Origin of the sequence: Prolixibacter sp. NT017 (assembly GCF_009617875.1) — a bacterium.
Taxonomy (GTDB): Bacteria; Bacteroidota; Bacteroidia; order Bacteroidales; family Prolixibacteraceae; genus Prolixibacter.
In genome coordinates this window covers 4,694,154-4,720,992 of the sequence record NZ_BLAV01000001.1, presented here as the reverse complement: position 1 = coordinate 4,720,992, position 26,839 = coordinate 4,694,154, and the positions used below count along the sequence as shown (strand labels likewise).

19 protein-coding genes are annotated in these 26,839 nt (G+C 45.7%); 11 read left to right on the top strand and 8 right to left on the bottom strand.

Annotation, left to right across the window (positions count from 1 at the left end; translation table 11 throughout):
* The first annotated feature begins 100 nt into the window (after window positions 1–100).
* On the top strand, window positions 101–928 hold the full coding sequence (gene pgeF, locus GJU87_RS19595) for a peptidoglycan editing factor PgeF (protein WP_153641027.1): 828 nt from the start codon (window positions 101–103) through the stop codon (window positions 926–928).
* A gap of 292 nt (window positions 929–1,220) precedes the next feature.
* Here the strand turns inward: pgeF and GJU87_RS19590 are convergent, their stop codons facing one another.
* The 5 genes from GJU87_RS19590 to GJU87_RS19570 all read right to left on the bottom strand — a co-directional run bounded on the left by GJU87_RS19590 (window position 1,221) and on the right by GJU87_RS19570 (window position 4,203).
* The gene (locus GJU87_RS19590) at window positions 1,221–1,682 is read right to left on the bottom strand and encodes a (deoxy)nucleoside triphosphate pyrophosphohydrolase (protein ID WP_228492056.1); all 462 of its coding nucleotides are present in this window, start codon (window positions 1,680–1,682) and stop codon (window positions 1,221–1,223) included.
* Between the two features lie 340 nt (window positions 1,683–2,022).
* Entirely contained in the window at window positions 2,023–2,475 is a 453-nt protein-coding gene (locus GJU87_RS19585) for a Spy/CpxP family protein refolding chaperone (protein WP_153641026.1), read from the bottom strand.
* A gap of 116 nt (window positions 2,476–2,591) precedes the next feature.
* Window positions 2,592–3,137, bottom strand: coding sequence for a Spy/CpxP family protein refolding chaperone (locus GJU87_RS19580; RefSeq protein WP_194831592.1), 546 nt, complete (start codon window positions 3,135–3,137; stop codon window positions 2,592–2,594).
* A 7-nt stretch (window positions 3,138–3,144) separates the two neighbouring features.
* A complete protein-coding gene (locus tag GJU87_RS19575) occupies window positions 3,145–3,573 on the bottom strand; it encodes an anti-sigma factor (RefSeq protein WP_153641024.1) in 429 nt (142 codons plus the stop codon).
* Window positions 3,574–3,630: 57 nt separating this feature from the next.
* On the bottom strand, window positions 3,631–4,203 hold the full coding sequence (locus GJU87_RS19570) for an RNA polymerase sigma factor (protein WP_194831591.1): 573 nt from the start codon (window positions 4,201–4,203) through the stop codon (window positions 3,631–3,633).
* A 237-nt stretch (window positions 4,204–4,440) separates the two neighbouring features.
* Here GJU87_RS19570 and GJU87_RS19565 point away from each other — a divergent pair, with 237 nt between their 5' ends.
* The 4 genes from GJU87_RS19565 (at window position 4,441) to GJU87_RS19550 (ending at window position 8,408) form a co-directional block, all read left to right on the top strand.
* Window positions 4,441–6,057 (top strand): ABC-F family ATP-binding cassette domain-containing protein, encoded by a 1,617-nt coding sequence (locus GJU87_RS19565; RefSeq protein ID WP_153641022.1) that lies wholly within the window; start codon window positions 4,441–4,443, stop codon window positions 6,055–6,057.
* A 151-nt stretch (window positions 6,058–6,208) separates the two neighbouring features.
* Entirely contained in the window at window positions 6,209–7,201 is a 993-nt protein-coding gene (locus tag GJU87_RS19560; protein ID WP_153641021.1) for an isoaspartyl peptidase/L-asparaginase family protein, read from the top strand.
* Between the two features lie 42 nt (window positions 7,202–7,243).
* Window positions 7,244–7,906, top strand: coding sequence for an NADPH-dependent F420 reductase (locus tag GJU87_RS19555; protein WP_153641020.1), 663 nt, complete (start codon window positions 7,244–7,246; stop codon window positions 7,904–7,906).
* Between the two features lie 19 nt (window positions 7,907–7,925).
* Window positions 7,926–8,408 carry a hypothetical protein gene (locus tag GJU87_RS19550; RefSeq protein WP_153641019.1) on the top strand — a complete coding sequence of 161 codons (483 nt, stop codon included), beginning with the start codon at window positions 7,926–7,928 and terminating at the stop codon, window positions 8,406–8,408.
* Here the strand turns inward: GJU87_RS19550 and GJU87_RS19545 are convergent.
* The 3 genes from GJU87_RS19545 to gltX form a co-directional block, all read right to left on the bottom strand.
* Entirely contained in the window at window positions 8,405–9,319 is a 915-nt protein-coding gene (locus GJU87_RS19545; protein ID WP_153641018.1) for a DNA adenine methylase, read from the bottom strand. The two genes, GJU87_RS19550 and GJU87_RS19545, sit on opposite strands and share 4 nt — an antisense overlap.
* A 202-nt stretch (window positions 9,320–9,521) precedes the next feature.
* A complete protein-coding gene (locus GJU87_RS19540) occupies window positions 9,522–16,274 on the bottom strand; it encodes a cadherin domain-containing protein (protein WP_153641017.1) in 6,753 nt (2,250 codons plus the stop codon).
* A gap of 453 nt (window positions 16,275–16,727) precedes the next feature.
* The gene (gene gltX / locus GJU87_RS19535; protein ID WP_153641016.1) at window positions 16,728–18,257 is read right to left on the bottom strand and encodes a glutamate--tRNA ligase; all 1,530 of its coding nucleotides are present in this window, start codon (window positions 18,255–18,257) and stop codon (window positions 16,728–16,730) included.
* Window positions 18,258–18,417: 160 nt separating this feature from the next.
* Here gltX and GJU87_RS19530 point away from each other — a divergent pair, with 160 nt between their 5' ends.
* From GJU87_RS19530 to GJU87_RS19505, 6 genes are all read left to right on the top strand, one after another.
* Window positions 18,418–19,173 (top strand): CHAD domain-containing protein, encoded by a 756-nt coding sequence (locus GJU87_RS19530; RefSeq protein WP_153641015.1) that lies wholly within the window; start codon window positions 18,418–18,420, stop codon window positions 19,171–19,173.
* An 18-nt stretch (window positions 19,174–19,191) separates the two neighbouring features.
* Window positions 19,192–19,761 carry a DUF502 domain-containing protein gene (locus GJU87_RS19525; protein ID WP_153641014.1) on the top strand — a complete coding sequence of 190 codons (570 nt, stop codon included), beginning with the start codon at window positions 19,192–19,194 and terminating at the stop codon, window positions 19,759–19,761.
* A gap of 136 nt (window positions 19,762–19,897) precedes the next feature.
* Window positions 19,898–22,297 (top strand): EcoAI/FtnUII family type I restriction enzme subunit R, encoded by a 2,400-nt coding sequence (hsdR, locus tag GJU87_RS19520; protein ID WP_153641013.1) that lies wholly within the window; start codon window positions 19,898–19,900, stop codon window positions 22,295–22,297.
* Window positions 22,297–22,749, top strand: coding sequence for an IS200/IS605 family transposase (gene tnpA / locus GJU87_RS19515; protein ID WP_153641012.1), 453 nt, complete (start codon window positions 22,297–22,299; stop codon window positions 22,747–22,749). Before hsdR ends, tnpA begins: the two co-directional genes overlap by 1 nt.
* Before the next feature lie 409 nt (window positions 22,750–23,158).
* Window positions 23,159–24,595: an N-6 DNA methylase gene (locus GJU87_RS19510; protein WP_153641011.1), complete on the top strand. Its 1,437-nt coding sequence runs from the start codon at window positions 23,159–23,161 to the stop codon at window positions 24,593–24,595.
* Window positions 24,592–26,571 carry a restriction endonuclease subunit S gene (locus tag GJU87_RS19505; protein ID WP_153641010.1) on the top strand — a complete coding sequence of 660 codons (1,980 nt, stop codon included), beginning with the start codon at window positions 24,592–24,594 and terminating at the stop codon, window positions 26,569–26,571. Before GJU87_RS19510 ends, GJU87_RS19505 begins: the two co-directional genes overlap by 4 nt.
* Window positions 26,572–26,839 lie beyond the last annotated feature (268 nt).

The following is a 26,839-nucleotide window of genomic DNA, read 5'->3' as shown; positions in this document are numbered from 1 at the left end:
AAAAAAGATAGAATTTTGGGTTCCTCAGAACTACAATGGTGAGGGATTGTTCTCACTATTGGTAACCATAATTTGCATCAAAAGTTCGAAAACCGCTGCTATGAAAAAGTCGCATCTTGGAAACCTTCCGGTTTATACCTTTTCCCACTTTTCCGGTTACCCGGAAATCATTCATTTTTCTACCACCCGTAATGGCGGGAAGAGCGAAGGAGTTTACCAATCGCTCAATCTGGGTTTTCATTCCGGCGATGAAGAACCTAATGTACAAGCCAATCGCGAAGTACTGAGCAATGCATTGCAGATAAAACCGGAGCAACTGGTTTTTGCCGTACAAACACATTCGGCCAGTGTTGCCAAAATCAACTCTGAAGCACTTAGCTGGACTGATGAAATTCGCCGTGAAAACCTCAACGAAACCGATGCATTAATAACCGATAAGCCCAACATCTGCATTGCAGTAAAAACCGCCGACTGCATCCCGGTTTTACTCTACGACCCGCAACGCAAAGCTGCTGCAGCCATCCATGCTGGTTGGCGTGGAACCGTTGGCCGGATTGTTAGCAGAACCATTGAAGCAATGAAACAGGAATACGGCACGCAACCGGAAGATCTTATTGCCGGTATCGGACCGGGAATTGGGCCGACAGTATACCAGATAGGACCCGAAATCGTGCAAATAGTGCACGAACAACTGGAAAAAAACCACGACCTCATTCAGTATTTGGTTTCGAAAAATGAGCATCAGAAAACTCCACACCTGAACCTGTGGAAAGCCAACTACATTCAACTGCTCAAATCAGGCATACCTGAAAAAAATATTGAAGTAGCAGAATTGTGCACCTTCACCTATCGGGAAGATTTCTATTCCGCCCGCCGTGATGGTGCCGCTACCGGACGCCTGGCAACAGGAATCATGATTCGGGCATAAAAAAACAGCCCGATGTGGATATCAACAGGCTGTTCTATGCAGCATTTCGGGCTATGAAATATTGGAACGGCTATTAGTATAGGCACGAAAGAGATTAGCAGGTAAAGAATGGCCGCGACCCGACTTTTTTAAGCTGCATCATTCAAGACAGATATAATATTAGGAAGGAACTCGTTTTTATAATTGAATTCAAGATACAACCTTGGCAAGTAGAAAGTCAATACCTCATTCGTTGAATTTTTCCACACAAAAATACCCGGGGTGTTGACAACTATTTTTCATTTGCTTGCAATCAGACCAACAGGATCTCATCAATCACTTGGCAGTCAGCCTCACTAAAATCCAAAGAATGAAGTTCATCAACCGGCACCCAACGAAACTCATCGTGGTCGGTTAAAGAGATAGTTCCCCCGTTGACAAAACACTTCATCGCGATTAGCCGGATAGAAATATCGGGATAGTGGTGAACGACGGCCCCCAGCATGTCAGCAGCCTTGACGTCTAACGACAATTCCTCGTGTAATTCTCTTTCAATAGCTTCTTCCGGCGATTCGTCTTCTTTTACTTTCCCTCCGGGGAATTCCCATTTTCCGCCTCTTGCTTTACCTTGTTTCCGCCGGCAAGCCAGAAATTTATTTTCATCCTGAATAATTGCACATACTACATTCACCATGCCGGTAAAGATAGGGGAATTAGCTCTAATGAAACTTTTCCTGACCGCCTTGAAATTTTCAGAAGGTTCCCGGTTCAACATTTGGCGCTGTTGAATTTTTCAACGCCTTCCCGACGTAAAAAATGGAGCCGTTGAATTTTTCAATCGGTCGCCGGGGAGAAAAGAGAGGTTATTGAAATTTTCAATTCGTTCCCGGGAAGAAAAATGAAGCTGTTGAAATTTTCAATTGGTTGCCAACACGACGCGGGGAGCTGTTGAAATTTTCAATTCACTTCCACAGCGAAGCAGAAAACTATTTTCATTAGCCTTTTGTGTAATCAGAGAAATCTGCCCCTAAGCGAAATAAACAAAGCCCGGAGAAAAATTCCCCGGGCCAGGCTTCACATAAAATAGTATGACAGTTGATTAAAGTATTTGGGTTTTACCATCCTCCGCGTCCGTGGCGTCCCTGTCCGTAGCCTCTGCCACAACCGGCACCACGTCCCTGACCACGTCCGAATCCCATAGCTAAATGATCATTGGCCCATTGCTGTTGGTCTTTGTCGAGCACTGCCATTAAATCGGCATGATGAGCGGCACGAGCTTCAGCTATCTGAACACCAATCTGGTCGCGTTCTTTCAGCGTCGCAGCGCGCATTCTTTTCAGACGCAGTTCGTCCATTTGCTTCCAGTGAGTTTTCTGCAAGTCAGCAATTTTATCCTGCTGCTCCTGGGTCAATCCGGGAATATTCTGGCAAATTCCTGCATTCCGGTAACCATAGCCATTTCCCTGACCTTTTCCATAACCGTTACCACGAGGTTGAGCGTTGGCTCCCAATGCCAGTAAACCGGCAAACATAATCGTCAACACGACTTTAAACATTTGATTTTTCATGATTTTTTGATTTTTAAGTTGATACATTCTTGATTTTTATGACATACTTTTCCCATTCAAGCCTTCGAAGCTTTTTCGAAAACCAGGGTATTTTTCAGTTATTAAATTCCGATAAATTAATTTCCGGGCCTGCCTCTGCGCATTCCCCGACCGTGTCGCCAGCCTCTTCCGTAACGATGTAAGGGCAAATCGTTGTTCGGATTCAGCATGGTACGAAACAGCACGTGCAGTTCTTGCTGCTGCTCAGGTGTACACACCGAGCGCAATTCCATATAGTAGTTAATTGTTTGTTCTTTCAATTGTCTGTGCAAATTACCGAAAGCAGCTGCCAGCGAATCGAGTTTCTGCCTGTCGGGATTCTCTTTTCCCAGTTCATTCACCATCTCCCGTCTCATATCTGCCATCTCCATGGAAAGTTGATGCACCCGCGGATTAAATGTGCGGTTTGCATTCCGGAAGGCTTCCATCTGCTCGGGCCTCAATCCTAATTCCTGAGCGAAAAAGTGGAAACGAACAGCGTCCGGATCAGCCGGTGGATTTTGCACCTGGGTTGTTTTCGGTTCAACCGTTCGGTTACGACTAACCACAATCGTCACAATCGTTGCCACGTTCATGGCAAACAGGATAATCACTGCCCATATCAGGAATTGTGTCTTTTTCATCGCCGCATCATTTAAAGTCGAACAGATAGCCTTCAATTGGTTCATTCACCATCTCATTGATGGCCAGATTGCCCATCGGGTTTTCCACCGACGTACCGGAAGTTTGTCTTACGTCCATCGTCCCAAGCTTTACGCCGCCCCAGATACTCACCAGCAACAAAATGGTTCCCAATGAGGTAACCAGGGTGCGTTTCCACAACGGTGCCGGTTTCCTGACTGATTCCAGTCGTCCCTGAATCCGGGTATAAAGAAAAGGCGGAACTTCCTGCGAACGTTCAACAGCTATCTCCTGAACAGCTCGTTTTACGACCTCCGATTCACGAAGACACGATTCACAAGCTTCGAGGTGGGCTTCCATCTGCCGGTTTTCTTCTTCCGAAAGATTTCCCAGATGAAACTCCCAAAGTCGTTCTGTGATATGTTGCTCGTTCATCATTTTTTACCTCGTTTTACTGTTTGACACCGTTACCCGGAAAAACTTGCGCCGGGATCATCATTTTTTGTAAAAATTCTTCAATTTCTTTTGCAGATTCTTTCGTGCCCGGTGAATCAGCGACTCAACCGAAGACAGCGAAACGTTCATCACGGTAGCGATTTCCTTGTAAGCCATATCTTCGTAATGATAAAGCACAAACGCGGTACGTTGATTTTCCGGCAAACTGCCAAGCGCCTGTTGCAACGCCTGAGCCGTTTCCTGGTTGCCTACCACCGCTTCGGGATGGATAGAACAATCAGCTTCCGGCTCGCCGGTCCAATCTGCATCATCCTGAAAGAACGCCTCGATTCGCTGAAAAAAACCTTTTCGTTTCCGGCTCCGTAACCGGTTCAGCGAACGGTTGACCGTCATCCGGTAAATCCAGGTCGAAAGGCTTGCATCGCCCCGGAACCCATGAACCGATTTAAAAACCTCGACGAAAACCTCCTGGGCTATGTCATCAGCTTCCGAACCATCGTGGACAAATCCCATGGCTGTGCGAAATACCTGTTGCTGATATTTCCCGACAAGGTGACGAAAAGCTTTTTCGTCGCCCGCTTGCAATTCAATAACCAGTTGCTTCTCGTCCATTAATGGTTCTAATCGTTGTCCGGATTTTTCTTTTGGACACATCAAGGTAAAAAAACTTGCGCCATGGATTGAAAAAAAATTTCATCTCGTTCCGGCGCGTGTTTTCTTTAGATTGTTTATCAGGCAAGTGGTTTAATCACTGCCGGTTGATACAATGATTCCGATTTCTTAACAACCAATTACCGAACGCGCATCGTTTTTTTCCTACATTTGCCGCCTCAAAAGCCTTTTTTAAAAATGATTACAGTCTCAGATTTAGCCATTCAGTTTGGTAAAAGAATACTTTTCCAGGATGTGAACATGAAGTTTACACCCGGCAACTGCTACGGAGTAATTGGAGCGAACGGAGCCGGTAAATCTACTTTTTTGAAAATGATTTCAGGAGAGCAGGATTCGACCAGAGGTTCTATTTCCATGGGACCCGGCGAACGATTGTCGGTACTCAGCCAGGACCACCACGCGTATGATGAATTCAACGTGCTCGATACCGTCATGATGGGACACGAAGAGCTGTGGAGCATTATGCAGGAAAAGAATGCCATTTATGCCAAGCCCGATTTCTCGGAAGAAGATGGTATGAAGGCAGCCGAGCTGGAAGATAAATTTGCCGAAATGGACGGCTGGAACGCTGAGAGCGATGCTGCAGCCCTGCTCAGCGGATTGGGCATTCGTGAAAGTTTGCATTACCGCCGCATGGGCGATTTGGAACAGAAAGAAAAAGTTCGCGTGTTGCTGGCCCAGGCTTTGTTCGGAAACCCCGACAACCTACTCCTCGATGAGCCGACCAACGACCTCGATTTGGAAACGGTCATGTGGCTGGAAAACTTCCTGGCCAATTTCAATAACACGGTAATTCTGGTTTCGCACGACCGTCACTTCCTCGATAGCGTGTCGACGCACACCGTCGATATCGATTACGGAAAAGTTCGGATGTTCGGTGGAAACTACTCCTTCTGGTATCACTCCAGTCAGTTGGCTGCCCGCCAAATGGCGCAGCAAAACAAAAAGATGGAGGAGAAGAAGAAGGAGTTGCAGGAATTTATTTCACGCTTTAGCGCCAACGTGGCCAAGTCGAAACAAACGACGAGTCGCAAGAAGATGCTGGAAAAACTCAACGTGGAAGAGATTCAGCCTTCGACCCGCCGTTACCCGGGAATTATTTTCCAACCCGAGCGGGAAGTGGGAAACAACATCCTTACGGTGAAAAATCTGAGTAAAAGCATCGATGGCGAAGTCGTATTCAACAATGTCAATTTTACCATCGAACAGGATGAGAAAGTCGTCTTTCTTTCGCGCGATACGCGTGCCATGACGGCGCTTTTCAACATTCTGAACGAAGACGCTCAACCCGATTCCGGTGAATTTGAATGGGGTGTAACCGTGACCACCGGTTATCTTCCGATGGACAATAACCGTTTCTTCAACAACGACTTTCCACTAGTCGACTGGCTGGCGCAATACACCGACAACACCGACGCCAGTTTCCTCCGCTCCTTCCTCGGAAAAATGCTTTTCTCAGGCGAGGAAATTTTCAAAAGTGCGAAAGTACTTTCCGGAGGTGAAAAGATGCGCTGTATGATTTCGCGACTGATGATGCGCCACCCGAACGTGGTGATGCTGGACAACCCCACCAACCACCTCGACCTGGAATCGATTCAGGCTTTCAACAACGGCCTGATTAGCTTCCCCGGCATTGTGCTGATGGCATCGCATGACCACGAATTCATTCAAACCGTTTGTAACCGTGTTATCGAACTCACACCGAACGGTATCATCGATAAACTGATGAATTACGACGACTACATCACCGACGATCGCATCAAAGAATTGCGCGAATCGATGTACCAGCAATAATTTGTACTGCTTGACCATTAACAAATAGTATCAAAGGCTGCGATGGATGAAAGTCCGTTGCAGCCTTTTTCTTTTTTTTCCCCTTCCGAAGGCTTTTCATTTGGCAGCTGTTTTTCCTATCTTCATCAGAACGAATCCAATACCTGCACAAATGAACCGAACTGCCTTTCTCCTGGGTTATCTTTTCTTGTTCCTCTTCACAAGCTTTCTGTCCACTCCGTCACAGGCTCAACCTCCCAAATATGTTTTAGTAATTCACGGCGGTGCCGGTGTTATCAGTCGCGAAAATTTGGGCCCGGAACTGGAAAAACAATTCCGCGACAAACTCAGTGAAGCGCTCGATACGGGCAAGGCAGTTTTGTCGCGCGGCGGAACCGCCATCGATGCCGTAGAACACACCATTCGGGTGATGGAAGATTCTCCGCTGTTTAATGCCGGAAAAGGAGCCGTATTTTCCCACTACGGAACCAACGAAATGGATGCCGCCATCATGGATGGATCAACTCTGAATGCAGGCGCTGTCGCCGGAGTTGGCGATGTGAAAAATCCCATCTCGCTGGCGCGGAAAGTGATGGAGAAATCGGAACATGTGATGCTGTATGGTTCCGGCGCGTCGGAATTTGCCCGTCAGCAGGAATTGACGATAGTCGACAGCAGTTACTTCTTCACGCAAAGGCGATGGGATGCGCTACAACGTTACCTCGCGAAAGAAGGGAAAAACAAATTTGGAACCGTCGGTTGTGCCGCACTCGATCAGTATGGAAATCTGGCTGCAGGAACCTCGACCGGAGGCATGACGAATAAAAAGTTTCACCGCATTGGCGACTCTCCCATCATCGGAGCGGGAACGTATGCCAGCAATCAAAGTTGTGCAATTTCCTGCACCGGCCACGGCGAGTTCTTCATTCGGTACACGGTGGCGCGAACCATCGCTGCCCTGATGGAATACAAGCAACTTTCGTTTCACGATGTAGCCAACGAAATCATTAACAACGAACTGGTAAAGTCCGGTGGCGACGGTGGCATGATTGGCGTGGATAAAGACGGGAATGTGGTGATGATGATGAATACGCCGGGCATGTTCCGTGGCTTTGTGAAGTCGACTGGAGATAAATATGTTGCCATTTACGGCGACGAAGAATAATTCGCAAATCAACCGTATCATGTATAACCAATCAAATTAGCTATGAGTAAAATTGGTGTCCTGGGAACTGGGATGGTCGGTCAGGCCATTGCGTCCCGTCTGGTCGGCAGAGGCTATGAAGTATGTATGGGCTCGCGTTCAGCTGAAAATGAAAAAGCTGTGGCTTTCGCCGAAAAATACGGAGACCTGGCCAACAACGGAACTTTCGCCGATACAGCTGTCTTCGCTGACGAAATCGTTTTCAATTGTACCAACGGACATGCATCCCTTACGGCACTCGAGTTGGCTGGCGGCGAAAATCTGAAGGGAAAAATCCTTATCGATGTGGCCAATCCTCTCGATTTTACAAACGGCATGCCGCCCAAACTACTCTTTTGCAACGATAGTTCGCTGGGAGAACAAATTCAGAATCATTTTCCCGATTCAATGGTGGTGAAGTCCCTCAACACCATGAATTGTGAAATTATGCTGCATCCCGAAGGCATTCCCGGTGACCACAACGTTTTCGTTTGTGGAAATGATTCCGATGCCCGAACGAAAGTCTCGGAATTGCTCCAGGAGTTCGGCTGGAAAGACAGTAACATCATCGACCTGGGCGATATTACCGCTGCCCGCGGAACCGAGATGCTGCTTCCACTCTGGCTTCGCTTATTCAGCAAAATCGGAACCGTGGAATTCAACTTCAATATTGTACGAAAACCTTAGGCCGGGTTGAAAATTACCGATGCACGATCCAACCACGTTAACCAATGGGGCGGTCGTTTTCTTTGGCCGTGGCAAATTCGATGACTGGTGCGTTTTCCTTCGTTCTCCGGAAGGAAAAACTGTGGCTCCACGGGATAAGGAATACTTTCAAAAGCTGAAAACCATCGGTAATCGTTTCGGCCGGCAGAAGCTCTACGACGATTTCATAACGGTTTATGCACCTACCGGGAAAGTTGTCGACCCGCTGATTTTAAGACGCATCAAACGGTTATCATTAAAATACGATGAACTGACAGATGAAGTGGAACAATGGCTAACGGTCATCTATTATGGAATGGTAGCGGAAGAGAACAAAGCGCGTGCGATTCTGAAAAAGCGGATTAAACGATTAGGTATTCATCAAATATTAATAGAGGATAACTCACCCGAACAGGCTGCCACATTCAGTAAAGGAAAATCTGCAAACGAACTCGATAAACTGATACTTGAAAAAGGATTTTAGTCGTAATTCCGAATCAGCAACTCACTGATTTCTCCGCGCCGGCTTCCACGCGAGTTGATTGCCCGGCGCGCCTGCACCCGTTCGATTTGATAATCACCGTACAATTCATCGAAGAAATGATTTTCCGGATCTTCGTTCTTCGGATCGGAATTGCTGAGCAGCCAATGGGCTCCCGTTTCGTGCAACTTGTCGCAAAATCCCTTCAGGCGTTCCTGATCGCCGTCACCAAATCCATTCTGCGAATAAGCATTAAATGAAGCCGTTGAACTGATAGGCTTGTAGGGTGGATCGAAGTAGAAAAAAGCATCGGGAGTCACCAGGTCGTTTAACGCATCAAAATCGCCCAGCCGAATCTCCACCTTCTGCAAGGCTTTGTGCACCAACCGGATGTTAGCCTCATTGCAAATCTTCGGATTTTTGTGTTTCCCGAAAGGCACATTGAACTGATTCTCCTTGTTCACGCGGTACAATCCGTTGTAACACGTCCGGTTCAGAAAAATAAGGTAAGCTGTATGATGGGCTCTTGACGCTTTCCGCTCATTGAAAAGCTGTCGCACCATCTGGTAATGCATTTGCCGGAACTCCTCTTCCGGGTTACCGTAATACTCTTTCTCCAGTTGCTGCAAAGCCTCAATCAATGCATCCGGCTCCTCCTGAATAGTCCGGTAGGCATGAATCAAATCTTCATTAACATCGTTGATGACAGCTTTTTCAATGTTGGGAAATTTGTCGAGCATCCTGAAAAGTACAGCCCCACTGCCCACGAAAGGCTCGACATACACAAAGGGTTTTTTCTCCAAATCTTTCGGAAGCGCATCTGTAATAACCGGCAAAAGCTGCCTTTTTCCACCTGCCCACTTCAAAAAGGGTCGGGCAGTAGCTGGCTTTTTATGATGTGTAGGATAAACCATAACAGATGCTTTACGAACGTCTAGTTACCACGAAAATACAGTTTCAGGAACGTGCAGCCAAAGAAATCGCAAAAAAGTCGTGATTTGCGACAAAACATAATCTTAACTTCAGGTTATCATATCCTTCGCGGAATAAATATCCAAACTAAAAAAGGCTCCCCTGAAACAGGAGAGCCTTCGGATTGTAGGAGAAATCCGGAAATTACCTGACAATTACTTTTGATACGGTTTTGTGCTGTATCTGCACCAGGTAGATTCCCTTTGGAGTTCCGGATAGATCAAAGCGTTGGATATTTGATTCCATCAGCGCTGTTTTCACCAATCTACCATTCATGTCGATCAGATGTACGGTTTCCCCGACAGGACCGTCTATATAGAAATAACTTTGAGCAGGGTTCGGGTACACCTTCACCTCTTTCAAGGCAAGGTCATCCAAACCGGTTGTTACATCGTCACTGGTATCATTTGTGATGCCGATGATTACTTCCAGATAGTCACTCCGGTTAATGCCATCCCAGACAGATATCCTGACTTTCAGCTCATCGTTGGCTTCATAATCGAAATCATCTTTGTCGCGGATATACAGATTACCATTCGATTCATTAATGATAAACGCTTCCGCCCCATCCATGTCCGGATCAGTATTTTTCACAATGTGCCAGGTAAAGGTTGCCGGCGTAACATCTACGTCCGTAGCTTCAAACTGGGCCACCAGTGTTCCAATCTCGGAATTTTCCTGGATGGTGAAATAAGGCATCGTGATAATAACCGGTGCATTGTCGTTTTTATCCGTCAGATGCAAGGCTACTTCCACCGGAAGGCTGGTATTCACACTGTCGTCAACCGTTACGGCGATGTTAAAATCCGGCACAGTTTCGAAATCGAGATCACCCGGATCGTTGACCGTCAGGTTACCCGATAGACTATCGATGGCAAAGGTTGGATTACCGTCACCGTTTCCATCGAAATTGGTCGATATTTGCCAATTGTTGAACGTGCTGGCAGTCACATCGCTGTCGGCAACTTCTATCTTACCAACAGACGTTCCTACCACCGTATTCTCCGGAAGGGTAAACGATTGTCCGGCAGCAATAACCGGCAGAATATCATTCACATCGTTCAGAGTTACAATGACCAACTCAGGAGCACTGGTATTCACTCCATCGCTAACCGTTACACTCAGCTTCAGGGTATCGATTTTTTCACGGTCCAGTGCCGAGCTTTGTGCAACGGTAATCTGGCCGGAATTGCCATCGATGGCGAAAGCTCCTCCTGTGTTTCCATCAACGATAGTCCAATTGGAGAAAGTTGTTGGGGTTACATCGCCATCCGTAGCTGAAGCTGTTCCCACAACCGTGCCGGCAGGACTGTTCTCATCAATGGCAAATGTCGAATCAGCTGCAATAACAGGAAGAACATCGTTCACATCATTCAGGTGAATCGTTACATTTTGCACTACACTGGTATCCAGTCCATCGCTGACAAAGACACCGATAATCAATGAATCGAGGACTTCGCGATCAAGCGTTGCCGGATCGTTGACAGAAAGAACACCTGACAAACTATCAATGGCAAATGCATTATCATCATTTCCAGTGCTAATTGTCCAATTGGTAAAGGTTGTTGGAGTCACGTCACCATCGGTTGCGAGCACCGTTCCAATGGTCGTACCGGCAACACTGTTTTCGTCAACATTGAATGATTGATCGGCTGTAACAACCGGCGTCACATCGTTCACATCGGTGAGATTGATGACTACATCTACTGTATCGCCGGTATTCACCCCGTCACCGGTTACTACACCGAGAGTGAAAGATGAAGTAGTTTCGCGATCAAGTGCCGTACTGTCAGCGACAGACAACGCTCCAGTAGATTCGTCAAGAGCAAAGGTTCCGGAAGCATTTCCTGTAAGGATATTCCAGTTTTGGAAGGTAGTAGCCGATACATCACCATCGGTTGCCACCAGCGTTCCGATAACCAAATCGTTGGCACTGTTCTCTTCAATGGTAAATGACTGGTCAGCGGTAACCACCGGTGCCACATCATTGACGTCATTCAGTGTAATCGTAACATCCTCCGGAGCACTCACATTAATGCTATCACTCACGGTAATACTCAACACGATCGATTCAATAGTTTCGCGGTCGAGCAAGGTACTGTCCGCAACAGTAATGACTCCCGTCGAATCATTGATGGCAAATGTTCCGGCATCATTACCACCAACAATCGTCCAATCGCGGAACGTGGTAGCCGTTACATCAGCATCAGTAGCAACCACCGTACCTACCTCGGTTCTATTGGTAGTGTTCTCATTAACCGGAAAGGATTGTCCGGCCGTAACCACCGGAGGCTGGTTGTTGGTGTCGCTCAAATTAACAACCACATCGGCCGTATCACTGGTATTCACGCCATCTCCAACGGTTACCCGAATGGTCAAAGAAGCATTTTGCTCACGGTCCAGATCGTCTGAATCGGCGACGGTGAGTACTCCCGTATCGATATTCAGCGCAAAAGCGCCTGTTCCGTCACCGTCTACATCTATATTCGTGGCGATGAGCCAATTTTGGAAGGTTGTTGCACTGATATCGCCATCGGTTGCAGCAAGGGTTCCAGCCGTTGTTCCAACATCACTTTTTTCCTTAATGGTAAAAGATTGATTGGCGGTCACCACCGGTGCAACATCATTCAGTTCATTCAAATTAATCACGACATCCACCGGATCGCTGGTATTTACACCATCCGAAACCGTTACCTGGATGGTCAGTGAAGCATTCGCTTCCCGATCGAGATCTGTTGAATCATTGACAAAGATTTCGCCTGTTGCATCATTGATACCGAAAGCATTCAAAACATCATTATCAGGATTCACATTCGAGACAATCCTCCAATTTTCAAAAGTCGTAGCCGTCACATCAATATCAGTTGCCACGAGCGTTCCAATCACCATATCGTCCGGGGAGTTCTCGTCAATAGAGAAACTCTGATTAGCTGTTATAACCGGTGCTTCGTCGTTCAAATCATTTAAATAAATGACCACGTCCTGCTGAGCACTGGTATTGACTCCGTCGCTTACTGTTACTCCAATCGTAAAAGAAGAAGCAGCTTCGCGGTCCAAGTCGCCGGCATCATTCACTGTTATCTCCCCCGTCCCGGTGTTAATTGTAAAGGCGTTGTTAACGTCCCCGTCACCATTCACGTTGGAAACGATTTGCCATGTCTGGAATGTCGTTGCTGTGACGTCTCCGTCCGTCGCCGTTAAAGTTCCCACAACCGTTCCACCGACACTATTTTCATCAATAGTAAAGGACTGATTAGCGGTAATAACCGGCAATACATCATTCACATCATTCACATCCACCGTAAGAGTTTGGGCTGCACTGGTATTCACGCCATCATCAACAGTAACGGTTAACGTGTAGGAAGTCACGACTTCCCTGTTGAGCTCTGTTGATTTAGCGACTGTGATTTCACCGGTAGAACCATTAATGGCGAATGCTCCGTTGGTGTTTCCATCGGTAATCGTCCAATTCTGGAAAGTCGTAGCCGTTACATCACCGTCAGTGGCCAGAACCGTTCCTACAGATGAACCATTCGCACTGTTTTCATCGATAGAGAAAGTCTGATTGGCTGTCACCACCGGAACCTCATCGTTCAAATCATTCAAAGTAATGGCAATAGTCTGCTCTGCACTGGTATTCACACCATCGCTAACCGTTAAACTAAGCGTGAAAGATGACGTTGTTTCCTTATCCAGGGCCGTGCTTGTCGCTACCGTAATTTCGCCGGTCGACACATTAATCGCAAATGCATTGTTCGTGTTGCCGGAAACAATGGTCCAATCCTGGAAAGTGGTTCCTGCATCAGGATCAGTAGCGGCAACAGTTCCGACAACATTCGAATTGACACTGTTTTCGTCTATCGTGAAGGTTTGGTCGGCTGTGATAACCGGTGCCTGATTATTTACGTCATTCAAATTGATGGTAACACTCCCTTCGGCACTGGTATTGGTACCGTCACTAACCGTTAACGTTAGTGTAAAAGATGGATTGACCGCAAAGTCCAATGCCGAACTGTTCGTCACCGTTATCTGTCCGGAAGAAGCATTAATCCCGAAAGCATTATCTGTATTACCGCCGGTAATGGTCCAATCGTGGAAAGTAGTTGAAGTTACATCCTGATCGGTTGCTGCAACGGTTCCCACCACGGTAGCGTTGGCGCTTCCTTCATCCACATTGAATACCTGGCTGGCAGTTATCACCGGAGTCACATCATTTACATCCGTCAATGTGATAGTCACATCCTGTGCGGCGCTGGTATTAACGCCGTCTCCCACCGTCAAACCAAGTGTGATGGTTTCCACGGTTTCCCGATCCAGAGCAGTCGAGTTAGCGACGGTAATTTGTCCCGTCGAAGCATCAATTGCAAAAGCCCCTGCAACTGTGCTTGATGAGATTGTCCAATTCTGGAAGGTTGTTGATGAAACATCACCATCCGATGCTGTTGCTGTTCCGACAACCGTACCGTTTGCACTATTCTCGGCTATGCTGAAAGATTGCCCGGTATCAACAACCGGAATGACATCATTCACATCATTTAAATTGATGGTTACATTTTCAGCCGATGATGTATTGGCTCCATCACTAACAGTAACTTGAATAATCAAAGAAGCGTTGGCTTCCCTATCCAAATCGTCTGCATCATTAACCGTTATTTCTCCCGTAGAAGCATCAATAGCAAAAGCATCGTTGGCGTCACCATCTCCATTCACATTGCTGGTAATTGTCCAATTCTGGAAAGTTGTATTGGAGTCTGCATCCGTAGCAGCCACCGTTCCGACCGACGTAGTCGCAGCACTGTTTTCATCCACATCAAACGTCTGGCCATTGGTGACAACCGGATTTTGATTGTTGATATCAGTTAGACTAATGGTTACCGTCTCATCTGCGCTGGTATTGACGCCATCGCTAACACTAAGGGTCAACGTAAAAGTTGGATTCACTGTGATATCCAATGCAGACGAATTGGCCACCGTTATCTCTCCAGATGTACCATTAATCGTAAAAGCGTTATCTGCAGTATTGCCATCTTTAATAGTCCATGATGAAAAACTCGTAGTGGTAGTATCGCCATCTGTTGCCTTCACAGTACCAACCACCGTACCATTATCACTAAGCTCATCCACATCAAAGGATTGGTCGGAAGTAATCACCGGATCGATATCGTTAACGTCAGTCAAATGGATGGTAACAGTTTCCTGAGCGCTGGTATTATCTCCGTCATTCACGGTTAGCCCCAGAGTAAATGAAGTTGTAGTTTCCAAATCAAGTTCTGAACTGTTAGCTACTTTGATTTCGCCGGTAGAGGCATCAATTGAAAAAGCTCCGTTTGTGTTTCCACTCTTAATGCTCCAATCATGGTACGTAGTGGGCAACGGCGAATCAGGATCCGTCACGGCCACTGTCCCCACCGAATAGTCATATGCACTATTTTCCGGAATAGAAAAACGTTGATCGGCGGTTATAACGGGAGCTTCATCATTCAGGTTATTCAGGTTAATGGTCACGTTTTGCTCTGCGCTAAGATTTTTACTATCACTAACCTTTACGCCAATCGTCAAAGACGGATTCGTTTCATAGTCCAAATCATCTGCATCATTAACAGACAACTGTCCGGTACCGGCATCGATAGAGAAAGCCTGATTTCCATCCCCATCCGGATCGACGTTAGTACTAATTATCCATTCCGAAAAAGAAGTCCCGGCATCAGCATCTGTGGCTGCCAAACCACTTGTCCCAACTGCCGTTCCAACAGATGTATTTTCATCGATAGTAAAACTTTGATTCGCTGTAACTATCGGTATTTCATCATTAAGATCTACCAGGCTAACTGTCACAGTTTCCTCGTCACTAAGATTCAAGCCATCACTAACCTTTACGCCAATCGTCAAAGACGGATTCGTTTCATAGTCCAAATCATCTGCATCATTAACTGACAACCGGCCGCTATCTCCATTGATAGAGAAAGCGAAATTCCCATCTCCGTCAGGGTCAACATTACTGCTAATGATCCATCCAGAAAAAGAGGTTCCCGCATCAGCATCTGTGGCTGTCAAACCGCTTGCTCCAAGCTCTGTTCCGACTGACGTATTTTCATCAATAGTATATCCCTGCCCGGAGTCGATAACTGGAATCTCATCATTAAGATCGACTAGATTGACGGTTACAGTTTCTTCTTCGCTGAGATTTGTTCCGTCACTGACCTTTACACCTATAGTGAACGAGGTAGTGGTTTCGTAATCCAGTACAGAACTATTAACAACTGTGAGCTCTCCTGAAGATGCATCAATGGCAAACGCCCCGGAAGAATTTCCACTCGAAATCGTCCATCCACTAAACGTTGCTGAACCATCATCATCCTTTGCAGTCATCTTCACAATAAGGGTAGTGGTGGAGGTGTTCTCAGCAATCGTAAACGGACCGGCAGGTTCAACCACCGGAGTAAACTCGTTGACATCTGTCAGGTTTATAACTATATCAACCGGTGCACTGGTTAAAGTCGCAGCATCTCCTTCCGGCCCGTCACTAACCGTAACTGTGAGTGTGACAGACTGAATCGTCTCATAGTCTAAAAGTGAACTATTCGCTACCGTTATATCACCTGTCGAGGGATCAATAGAAAATACGTCAACTGTTGTAGCTGAAACAATGGTCCAGTTTTGAAGAGTTCCATCATCATCCGTACCATTAAGAGTCGTCACAGGATCATTAACCGCACTATTTTCAGCAATACTAAAGGGTCCGGTAGTTGTAATAACAGGCGCCGTACCTGCTAATAATTCCAGATCATTTCGGGTATTCCCGGGGGACGAAAAGTCAGTCAGGCCAGGTCCCCCTGCTGCCATAACATTTATTCCGATTAATAGGATAATAAATGACAAGAGTAGAGGTTTCTTCATAAAACTGAGGTTAGAGGTTAGTATTAAGCTACAGAAAGATACCAGGAGGCATCTTCACAGTAAATAAATATACGGCAAAAAGGTTTGAAATGTAAGAGTATGATAAATAAAGATGCCTTGATTATCAATACATAAGAGGTTATTATGTTTAGGAGACCAGCTCTGGAATCATCTATATGTCAATAAAATTAGCACTTTCAAAGATATCGGGTAGCCCACCCACATGTCATTTAACATACCAGACTGAGTATAAATATTATCCCAGGATCATTAATCATAGAAACATAATTATCATTTATAAAAATAAAAACAGTCTATTATCTATCATAATTTATACAGAAAGAACATTTATTGGCTATCACAGACTCATATTTCACTACAAACATGAACATTAAAACAAAAGAGGGTCACCTGAAAAACAGGCAACCCTCTTTTATAAGTTTATCTAAATAGCTATCGACTAATACTGGCTACCCCGTCCCGTATCCGGCGAATGGTTTCTTCCTTTCCAATAATTTCGCATATCTCGAATAGGTCAGGACCAAATCCACCGCCTACCAGGCAAAGCCGGAAAGCATTCATGACCGCTCCAAATCCCCACTCTTTCCCATTTACGAAAGCTGAGAAAGGCTCTTTAATTTCCGGTGCTTTCCAGTTTTCCACGGTTTCCAGGAAATCAGCGATTTCAGTCATCATAGCTGGCGTACCTTCTTTCCAACGCTTTTTCACCACTTTTGCATCGTACTCAGTTGGCGCTTCAAAAAAGAAATGACTCTGTTCCCAAATTTCCGGGACGAAATTACAACGCTCTTTCACCATTCCGCAAATACGTGCGACCATCTCAGAACCGGTATCAATTCCCTTTTCCTGCAACAGCGGAAGAAATAATTCAGCCAGCTCATCATCACTTTTCCCAATCAGATACTGATGGTTGAACCACTTGGTTTTTTCCGGATCGAAACGGGACCCCGATTTACCAACCCGCTCCAGCGAAAAGGCATTGACCAGTTCATCCATTGAGAAAAGCTCCTGTTCTGTCCCGGGATTCCAACCCAGCAAAGCCAATACATTGATGAATGCTTCGGGGAAATATCCATCTTCGCGGTAGCCGCGTGAAATCTCATTCGATTTCGGGTCTTTCCACTCCAGTGGGAAAACCGGAAAACCCATTTTATCACCATCGCGTTTCGAGAGCTTCCCTTTGCCCACCGGCTTTAGGATAAGCGGTAAGTGAGCAAAGCGCGGCATGGTATCGCTCCAGCCCAGTGCCCGGTACAGCAAAACATGCAGCGGCATCGACGACAACCACTCCTCGCCACGAATAACATGTGTAATCTCCATCAGGTGATCATCCACCACATTGGCCAGGTGGTAGGTTGGCATGCCATCGGCTTTGTACAATACTTTGTCATCGAGCAGCGAGGTTTCGAAAGTCACCCGCCCACGAATTAAATCATCCTCCGTTACCGATTCATTGTCCGGCATCCGAAAACGAACAACAGCGGGAACGCCGTCTGCCAACATCTTCTTCCATTCGTCCTCAGGCAGTGAGAGTGAGTTCTTCATGTTGCCACGGGTAGCCGCATTGTACGTGAAAGTTTCTCCTTTTGCTTCCGCATCGCTCCGCGCAGCTTCGAGTTCCTCCGGCGTATCAAAAGCATAGTAGGCATTAGCACTGGCTACCAACTGCTCGGCATATTGATGGTACAACTCTTTACGCTCACTCTGCCTGTACGGCCCATGTGGCCCACCTTCTTTAGGGCCTTCATCGATCTGCATTCCGCACCATGCCAGACTTTCCATGATGTATTCCTCGGCACCCGGTACGTAGCGGTTTTGGTCGGTATCTTCGATGCGGAGCAGGAAATCGCCTCCGTGTCCTTTGGCAAACAGGTAATTGAACAGCGCGGTACGCACTCCGCCCATATGCAGCGGTCCGGTCGGACTTGGAGCAAAACGAACCCTCACTTTTCTCTCACTCATGATGGTATATTTTTCAGTTTCACGTTCTGTCAAAAAGTTAGGGCAAAGATAAGAAATATGATCACGCTCCTAGGGAAAAACAGGCCAATAAACCCGCAACAGCCGAAGGACGACAGATTGTTGAAACCGTTCCAAAGACATAATTGTTGATCAATTTGCCATGATTGCTTTAAGCAAAAACGGAACAACCGTTTTCCCAAACCATACTGCCCGCCGGGAAAAAGAAAAGGAGCTGCATCAGCTCAGGCTTCGTTTAAAAGCGATTCGTGTGCAGTGCTTCCTCCTCGAATTTGTTTACCCTAAGCGCTACCTATCGAAATCACTTTTTACTCCCTTCCGGGAATATTACCAACAAACCAGCCGCCTGCGCGATCTGACAGTAGCCCTGCATCGCTTCCGCAAAATTTGCAGGAAGCACCGATTACCTTCCAACGGCTTTCAGAACTATCTGTGGCAACACTATCGTGAAGAAGAAAAACATCTTCAACGGCTTCCCATTCCTGATATTGCTGCATTTGAGCAACAATACCGAAATGAACTACCTACGGAAGAACTTACAAACATCGTTACGCAGCAATTGCAACAAGTGATGGAAAAAGTGCTGGCAGCGCACATGGATCCCGAAAAATCCGGCAACCTGCACTGGCAGCGGAAGCAACTGAAGAAACTGATATATTTGAATCAGTTGCTACCGGAAGAACGGTCGGTTTGGGATGAATCCATAACCACGAAACTGGAAATACTAGACGAAAAGCTGGGAGCCTGGCACGACCTGCAGGTTCTGTTGCAATTTATCGGACGGTTTGCAGGCCAACATTCACGAGGGCACACTCCCGCATGGTTACCACGAATCGCCCGGGCCGTGATAACTGAGCAGGTACGAATTCTGGAGTCATTAAAAGAACTAACAAAATAACGTTCAATACCTATACCTATGAAAAAAATTATTTCCTGGTTTTTGCAGGGGTTACTCATGATTGCCCCGCTGGCCATCACCGTTTATGTACTTTACATTGCATTTGACTTTACTGACGGTCTATTGCAAGCCTACATCCGCGATTGGCTGGGTTTCAGTCTTCCAGGCTTCGGCATTCTCATTATATTTTTCATCATCACTTTGTTGGGAATGCTTGGAAAGTCCATTGTACTGCGTCCGGTTATTCATTTCACCGACCATTTACTCGACCGGGCGCCACTGGTACGGGTCATCTACACATCGTTGCGCGATCTGTTTTCGGCCTTTGTCGGAAAAGAAAAAAAGTTTAACCGACCGGCCATGGTGCTCATCAACCGCGAAAATGATCTGTGGAAAATGGGATTCATCACTCAGGAAACACTCGAACAGATTGGTCGGCAGGAATTGGTGGCTATCTATTTCCCACACTCTTACAACTTCTCAGGCGAACTGTACATGGTCCCGGCCTCCAATGTTCATCCTATCGACATCAATCCGGCAGAAGCCATGAAATTTATTGTGTCTGGAGGGATAACGAAGGTGGATTAGCAAAAAATTGCTGAATACATACTCAAAATGCCTCAAAGGAGAGGCATTTTTTTTATCTTCATTCTCGAATTATGTTTTACCAGACAATAAGGCAAATTCTTTTCCTAATTACTAACCTACATCCGTAGCGTAACAAATGATAGATAAAAAATCACTGTCGGAAAGAGATATTTGTACTAAATATATCACACCTGCCATTGAAAGAGCCGGATGGGATAGGATAACGCAGCTGCTGGAAGAAGTCTCTTTTACGGATGGGAAGATATATGTACGAGGAAAACTAACCGCACGAGGAGCCAGAAAAAGAGCAGACTATATCCTCTATTACAAACCAAATATTCCGGTTGCTATTATCGAAGCGAAAGACAATAAGCACTCGGTTCGCGCCGGCATACAACAGGCCTTGGATTATGCCGGAATTTTGGATATCCCATGTGTTTTTAGCAGCAATGGGGATGGTTTTCTATTCCACGACCGAACGGCAATCGATGGAGATGTCGAACACGAAATTGGACTAAATGACTTTCCTTCTCCTGAAGTCCTTTGGGAAAAATACAAGAGATACAAAGGCATAAAGACTACTGAAGAAGAAAAGATTGTTGCACAAGACTATTATTTCGACGGTAGCGGAAGACGTCCCCGGTACTATCAGCAAATAGCAGTTAATCGGGCGGTGGAAGCGATTGCTAAAGGACAGAACCGGATTTTGCTGGTAATGGCCACCGGAACCGGAAAGACCTATACGGCATTTCAAATCATTCACAGGCTTTGGAAAAGTGGTGCGAAAAAAAGAATCCTCTTTCTGGCCGATCGAAACGCCTTAATCGATCAGACACGAAGAGGTGACTTTAAATATTTCAAAGACAAAATGACGGTGGTAAAACACCGCATGATTGATAAAAGCTATGAGGTTTACCTTGCCTTGTACCAGGGATTGTCTGGTGCCGACGAAGAAGCCAATGCCTATAAACAATTTTCTCCCGAATTTTTTGACCTGATTGTAGTAGATGAGTGCCATCGGGGAAGTGCCAAGGAGGACAGTGCTTGGCATGAAATTCTCAAATACTTCAAAAAAGCCACACACGTAGGCCTCACCGCAACTCCCAAAGAGACCAATGAGGTTTCCAATATCGAATATTTTGGTACCCCTGTTTATACCTATTCCTTAAAGCAAGGTATCGACGATGGTTTTCTGGCTCCCTATCGGGTGATACGAATTAACCTGAGTGTGGATGCCGAGGGTTGGCGTCCGGAACAGGGGAAAAAAGACAAAGAGGGTAACCTGGTAGAGGACCGGGTATATAACCGGAAAGATTTCGATCGCACGTTGGTTATCGACGAACGTACCGAAACAGTTGCCCGCAAACTAACCGAATTTTTAAGAGGATTTGATCCGTTTGCAAAGACGATCGTATTTTGCACCGATATCGATCATGCTGAACGGATGCGTTTTGCTTTGTCCAACTTGAATCAGGAGTTGGTCGTACAAAACGACAAGTATATCATGCAAATTACCGGTGATAACGATGAGGGTAAAAGGGAACTCGACAATTTTATTAACCCGGAAGAAACCTACCCGGTCATTGCCACAACATCAGAGTTAATGACGACTGGTGTCGATGCACAAACCTGCAAAGTCATAGTGCTCGATTCTGAGATCAAGTCGATGACCAAATTCAAACAAATTATAGGTCGGGGAACCCGAATCAATGAAGAGTTTGGCAAAATGTACTTTTCCATTCTCGATTTCCGCAACGTCACCGATCTGTTTGCTGATAAAGAATTCGACGGAGAACCAATCCGGGTAAAACCGGTTTCGGAAGACACGAATTTAGGCGATATTGTTGACGAAGAACAAAAAGACAACACGCCGGTTATCGATGAAGAGACCGGTGAAGAGATTGACATAATACCACCGGACATTCGGTATCCGGAACCGCAGACTCCTACAGGTAAAGTAACTGAACCTCGTCAAAAAGTATATGTAAACGGCGTAGACGTTTCGGTACTAATTAGCCGGGAAATGTATTTCGATAACAACGGCAAACCCATTACCACCAGTCTGAAAGATCATACGAAGGAAATATTAAAAGGACAATTTGCATCGCTGGACGATTTCCTGACCAAATGGAACAACTCCGAAAAGAAGGAAGCCATAATAAGGGAGCTTGAGGAACAAGGTGTATTGGTGGAAGCTTTGCGTGACGCAGTAAACAGGGAAGTCGATTTGTTCGACCTCATTTGTCACGTAGCATTCGACCAGCCTCCGCTCACACGAAGAGAACGGGCCAATAATGTCAGGAAACGAAACTATTTCACAAAATACGGCGACCAAGCCAGAAAGGTACTGGAATCGTTGCTGGACAAATATGCCGATGAAGGTATCACCGACATCGAAAGTTTGGATATCCTAAAGGTAAAACCATTAAATTCTTTTGGTTCACCAATGGAAATTATCAATGAATTTGGGGACAAAGAAAGTTACATGAAGGCCCTGAGAGAACTGGAACAGGAGTTATACAGCACTGGTGCATAATGCCGTTTGTCAAAGTACATATCCATTTGGTGTGGAGTACAAAAAATCACGAACCACTTTTGTATTCCAAGGAAGTGCGTGACAAACTATGGCAGCATATGCGCGAAAATGCACGTAAAAAAGATATTTATATTGATTACATCGGAGGCTATACCGATCACTGTCACTGCCTGTTTTCGCTGGGAATTGACCAGACGCTGCAAAAAGTAGTACAGCTAATCAAAGGAGAAGCTTCTTTCTGGTTCAACCGGCAACCGGATTTCAGCATAGCATTAAGAGGAAAAAAGCTGGAATGGCAGAATGATTATTTTGCCGTGTCGGTTTCTGAGTCCATGATAGATAAGGTCCGGAACTATATCAAACATCAGGAGGAACATCACCGACACAAAACTTTTCAGGAAGAGTATGACGAGTTTATTCATAAATTTGGGGTTCAAAAATCCAGGGAATGAAGATTTGGCTAAAGCCGGAAATAGTTCTGTTAACAATCACCCTCCGACTAAAGTCGGAGGCAATTCATCAAGTACAATTCTAAATTGTCTCGGGATTTAACTGAATTGCCCCTGACTTCAGTTGAATTGCCCCTGTCCCGAGAAATCGGGACAGTCAGGGGATAAAAAAGCAAAAACACCACGGGCTTTAGCCCAACAAAAAAAGGACACAATTTGTAAATGAATAAAGACAGATGGCATTTCATCCAGTACAGACCAAAAAGAAAACAAACGATTACACACTCAATTTAATACAAATCAAACGGATCAATTCACTATAACCCAAAAGAACGACTGAATTGCCCATGGCTTCAGCCATGGGATAAAAAAGGCAAAAACACCACGGGCTTTAGCCCAATAAAACCAAGGCATGGCAAACCTAAAAGGCATATTAGACAGCATCCGGAAAATCATGTGGCAGGACACCGGCCTCAACGGTGACGCGCAGCGTATCGAACAGTTGGGATGGATGCTCTTCTTCAAAATATTCTCCGACAAAGACAAGGAGCTCGAACTCCTCAACGATAAATACACCAGCCCCATCCCCGATGAATTGCACTGGGATGCCTGGGCCGGAGACGATGAAGGGATGACCGGCGACGAGCTTCAGGAATTTGTCGACCGGAAATTATTTCAGGCGCTTCGCAATTTGCCGGTATCGGCATCCGACGATTTGCGGAACAAACGGGTGTTAATTGTTCGCGAAGTATTCGAGGGCAACAACAACTACATGAAAAGCGGCATCAACATCCGCAAGGTGTTGAACAAGCTCAACGAAATTAATTTCAATATTGCCAAAGAACGTCATGCCTTTGGGGAACTCTACGAAACCATTCTGAAAGAACTGCAAAGTGCCGGCAAGAGTGGCGAATTCTATACCCCCCGGGCCGTCACCCAATTCATTTGCGAAATGATTGACCCGCAACTGGGCGAGAAAATCCTGGATCCAAGCTGCGGAACCGCTGGTTACCTCACAGCCGCCATCGAGCACCTGAGGAAACAGGCCAATAGTGTGGAACAAAATCAAAGCATCGCGAAAAATATCATGGGTTGGGAGTACAAACCATTGCCCTACTTGCTGGCTACCACCAACCTGATTCTGCACGACATTGATGTACCCAACATCATCTTCCGCGATTCGCTCGACCAACCGCTGAGCAACTACACCGAGAAGCACCGGGTGAAAGTCATCCTGGCCAACCCGCCGTTTGGAGGCATTGTTGCCAACAACAACGAGAACAACTTCCCGCAAAACTTCCGGACCAAAGAGAGTGCCGACCTCTTCCTCATCCTCATGATTCACCTCCTGAAAAAAGGCGGACGGGCCGGCATTGTACTACCCGACGGTTCACTTACCGGCGATGGCGTGAAACAACGGGTGCGCCGGAAACTGCTCGAAGATTGCAACCTGCACACCGTTATACGGCTGCCCAATTCGGTGTTTCAGCCCTATGCCACAGTAGCTACCAATCTGTTGTTCTTCACCAAAGGCGAGCCTACCAAAGAAATCTGGTACTACGAGCACCGCCTGCCCGAAGGACAGAAGAGCTACAGCAAAACCAAACCCATTAAGCTGAAAGAGTTCGATCCCGTTAAAAAATGGTGGGACAACCGAAAAGAATCCGACATCTGCTGGAAAGTCGATATCCAAACCATCATCGACCGCAACTACGATTTGGACATCAAGAATCCCAACAAACAGGAGGAAACCACCGAACACAGCAGTGCCGAACTCATGCAGATGCTCGAAACCTCGTTTGCCAAAAGCAAAACGTTGTTGAACCAGTTAAAAGAGGCGGTGAAATGAGCTGGAAAATGGAAACTTTTGGTACCCTCTTATCGGAAAGTCGTATTCCTTGCGAACATCCTAATATAGAAAGAAGGATACGGGTAAAATTAAATGTTCAAGGTGTTGAAAGAAGGCCCGTAGGTTCTGAAAAAGAAGGGGCAACAAAACAATACATTAGGAAAGCGGGCCAATTCATTTACGGAAAACAAAATTTTCATAAAGGGGCTTTTGGAGTTATACCAGAAGAACTTGACGGTTTCGAAACCAGTGCAGATATCCCGAGCTTTGATGTTAGAAAGGATTGTCTTGCTGAATGGATTTATTACTTTTTTAAAGCCGGTAATCGATATTTAGAATTAATTGAATATGCAAGGGGTGTTGGCTCCCAGAGAATACATCCAAAGCAATTATCTTCATTAAAGATACCTCTACCACCAATTGAAGAACAAAAAAGAATAATTGAAGAATTAAGATTTCTTGAATCAAATCCGTTATCCTCTGAGCTCTCCCACCAACTCGATCTAGTCAAACAACTCCGTCAGGCCTTTTTGCGCGAAGCCATGCAGGGCAAACTCGTTCCTCAGAATCCCGATGATGAACCCGCTTCGGTGCTGTTGCAAAAAATCAAAGCTGAAAAAGAGCGCCTCATCAAAGAGAAGAAAATTAAAAAGCAAAAACTTCTGCCTCCCATCAAAGAAGAAGAAATCCCGTTTGAAATACCCGAAAATTGGGTGTGGTGCAGATTGGGTGATGTAGTTGTTATGAGTAGAGGCCGATTTTCTGTGAGACCACGAAACGATTTAAGATATTTTAATGGTACTTATCCTTTTCTTCAAATTGGTAGTTTAGATGAAATCGGCTCTATCATATTTGAAGCTCCTCAATCACTGAACGAAAAGGGACTTGCAGTTTCAAAGATGTTTCCTAAGGGGACTATTGTAATAGCAATCGTTGGTGGCACAATAGGGAATTTGGGTGTACTCGGTAGAGATATGTGTTTTACTGATTCAATGGTGGGGTTCTATCCTTATAAAGACATTTATAACTCAAAATATATTTTGAACTTTTTAAGGTACCAACAACCTTCAATAAAGCATGCTTCATACCAAATGGCCGGTCAACCAAACATCAAAATTCCAACTCTATCTGAATTAATATTTCCTCTACCTCCACTTTCAGAGCAACATCGCATCGTAGCCAAACTAGACGAACTCATGCATTACTGCGACCGGTTGGAAGAGCAAATCAAAACCAGTCAACAACAAAACAACTTATTGTTGCAACAGGTATTGCGCGAAGCTTTGCGACCCCAACCCAAAACGGAAGAGGAAGAACTCCCCACAGCTGTCGAGCTAAAAGTGGTTTACAAAAAACCAAAAGCTCATAAGGGCACATCCAGAAAATGCGATCGGGCCGAACGGGCCATCCTCGCAGGCCACATCATTAATCACACCTATCGGGAAGACTTTGGACGGGTCAAATTTCAAAAACTGCTGCACCTGACAGAATACCACTGCCAAATCGATATCGACTCGAACTATGTGCAAAAAGTAGCCGGTCCGTATGACAGGGAGCTGATCAAAGTCATCGAGTCGACCTTAAAACGATTCCGTTTCTTTGAAATCAGGGAATCGAAACGCACAGGCAAACGGGTAACATATAAACCATTGGCTGCGGCATCGGAATTAGATAATTTCTTCAGAAAGGATTTTCCCAAAGAGACCAAACGTATCGATAGTCTGCTCAACAAGTTCGCACGATTCTCTTACGAAGAATGTGAAATCATCTCCACCCTGTATGCTGTATGGAACAACCGGATTATCCGGGAACAACCGGTCACTGACGAATTGCTGAAACAAGACTTCCTGGAATGGGACAAACATAAAGCAAAATACACCGACCGGTTAGACAATGCTTTGAGATGGATGGAAAAAGAAGACATTATTCCTGTTGGATGGGGCAAATTGATTGAAAAACCTGTTGTCCAAGAATAATTTGGGTTCATTCACCCCATTATCCATACTGAATTGCCCATGAACTCGGCTAAAATCTCCTTCTCAATTCCCCATGGCTTTAGCCATGGGATAAAGAGTCTCAAAGAAATAAGGGCTTTAGCCCAACTATACATTAAAATAAAAACAAACTTCATGAAAAATACATTAGGCTAAAGCCAATCCTTCTACACCAACCTTATCCCCCGACTAAAGTCGGGGGCAATCTAATGCACTCAACTAATTTATCACCAACCTCAACCATTTCTCT

Coding starts and splice junctions, on each gene's coding strand:
- pgeF (WP_153641027.1), top strand. CDS start 101: ATGAAAAAGTCGCATCTTGGAAACCTTCCGGTTTATACCTTTTCCCAC.
- GJU87_RS19590 (WP_228492056.1), bottom strand. CDS start 1,682: ATGTTGAACCGGGAACCTTCTGAAAATTTCAAGGCGGTCAGGAAAAGT.
- GJU87_RS19585 (WP_153641026.1), bottom strand. CDS start 2,475: ATGAAAAATCAAATGTTTAAAGTCGTGTTGACGATTATGTTTGCCGGT.
- GJU87_RS19580 (WP_194831592.1), bottom strand. CDS start 3,137: ATGAAAAAGACACAATTCCTGATATGGGCAGTGATTATCCTGTTTGCC.
- GJU87_RS19575 (WP_153641024.1), bottom strand. CDS start 3,573: ATGATGAACGAGCAACATATCACAGAACGACTTTGGGAGTTTCATCTG.
- GJU87_RS19570 (WP_194831591.1), bottom strand. CDS start 4,203: ATGGACGAGAAGCAACTGGTTATTGAATTGCAAGCGGGCGACGAAAAA.
- GJU87_RS19565 (WP_153641022.1), top strand. CDS start 4,441: ATGATTACAGTCTCAGATTTAGCCATTCAGTTTGGTAAAAGAATACTT.
- GJU87_RS19560 (WP_153641021.1), top strand. CDS start 6,209: ATGAACCGAACTGCCTTTCTCCTGGGTTATCTTTTCTTGTTCCTCTTC.
- GJU87_RS19555 (WP_153641020.1), top strand. CDS start 7,244: ATGAGTAAAATTGGTGTCCTGGGAACTGGGATGGTCGGTCAGGCCATT.
- GJU87_RS19550 (WP_153641019.1), top strand. CDS start 7,926: ATGCACGATCCAACCACGTTAACCAATGGGGCGGTCGTTTTCTTTGGC.
- GJU87_RS19545 (WP_153641018.1), bottom strand. CDS start 9,319: ATGGTTTATCCTACACATCATAAAAAGCCAGCTACTGCCCGACCCTTT.
- GJU87_RS19540 (WP_153641017.1), bottom strand. CDS start 16,274: ATGAAGAAACCTCTACTCTTGTCATTTATTATCCTATTAATCGGAATA.
- gltX (WP_153641016.1), bottom strand. CDS start 18,257: ATGAGTGAGAGAAAAGTGAGGGTTCGTTTTGCTCCAAGTCCGACCGGA.
- GJU87_RS19530 (WP_153641015.1), top strand. CDS start 18,418: ATGATTGCTTTAAGCAAAAACGGAACAACCGTTTTCCCAAACCATACT.
- GJU87_RS19525 (WP_153641014.1), top strand. CDS start 19,192: ATGAAAAAAATTATTTCCTGGTTTTTGCAGGGGTTACTCATGATTGCC.
- hsdR (WP_153641013.1), top strand. CDS start 19,898: ATGATAGATAAAAAATCACTGTCGGAAAGAGATATTTGTACTAAATAT.
- tnpA (WP_153641012.1), top strand. CDS start 22,297: ATGCCGTTTGTCAAAGTACATATCCATTTGGTGTGGAGTACAAAAAAT.
- GJU87_RS19510 (WP_153641011.1), top strand. CDS start 23,159: ATGGCAAACCTAAAAGGCATATTAGACAGCATCCGGAAAATCATGTGG.
- GJU87_RS19505 (WP_153641010.1), top strand. CDS start 24,592: ATGAGCTGGAAAATGGAAACTTTTGGTACCCTCTTATCGGAAAGTCGT.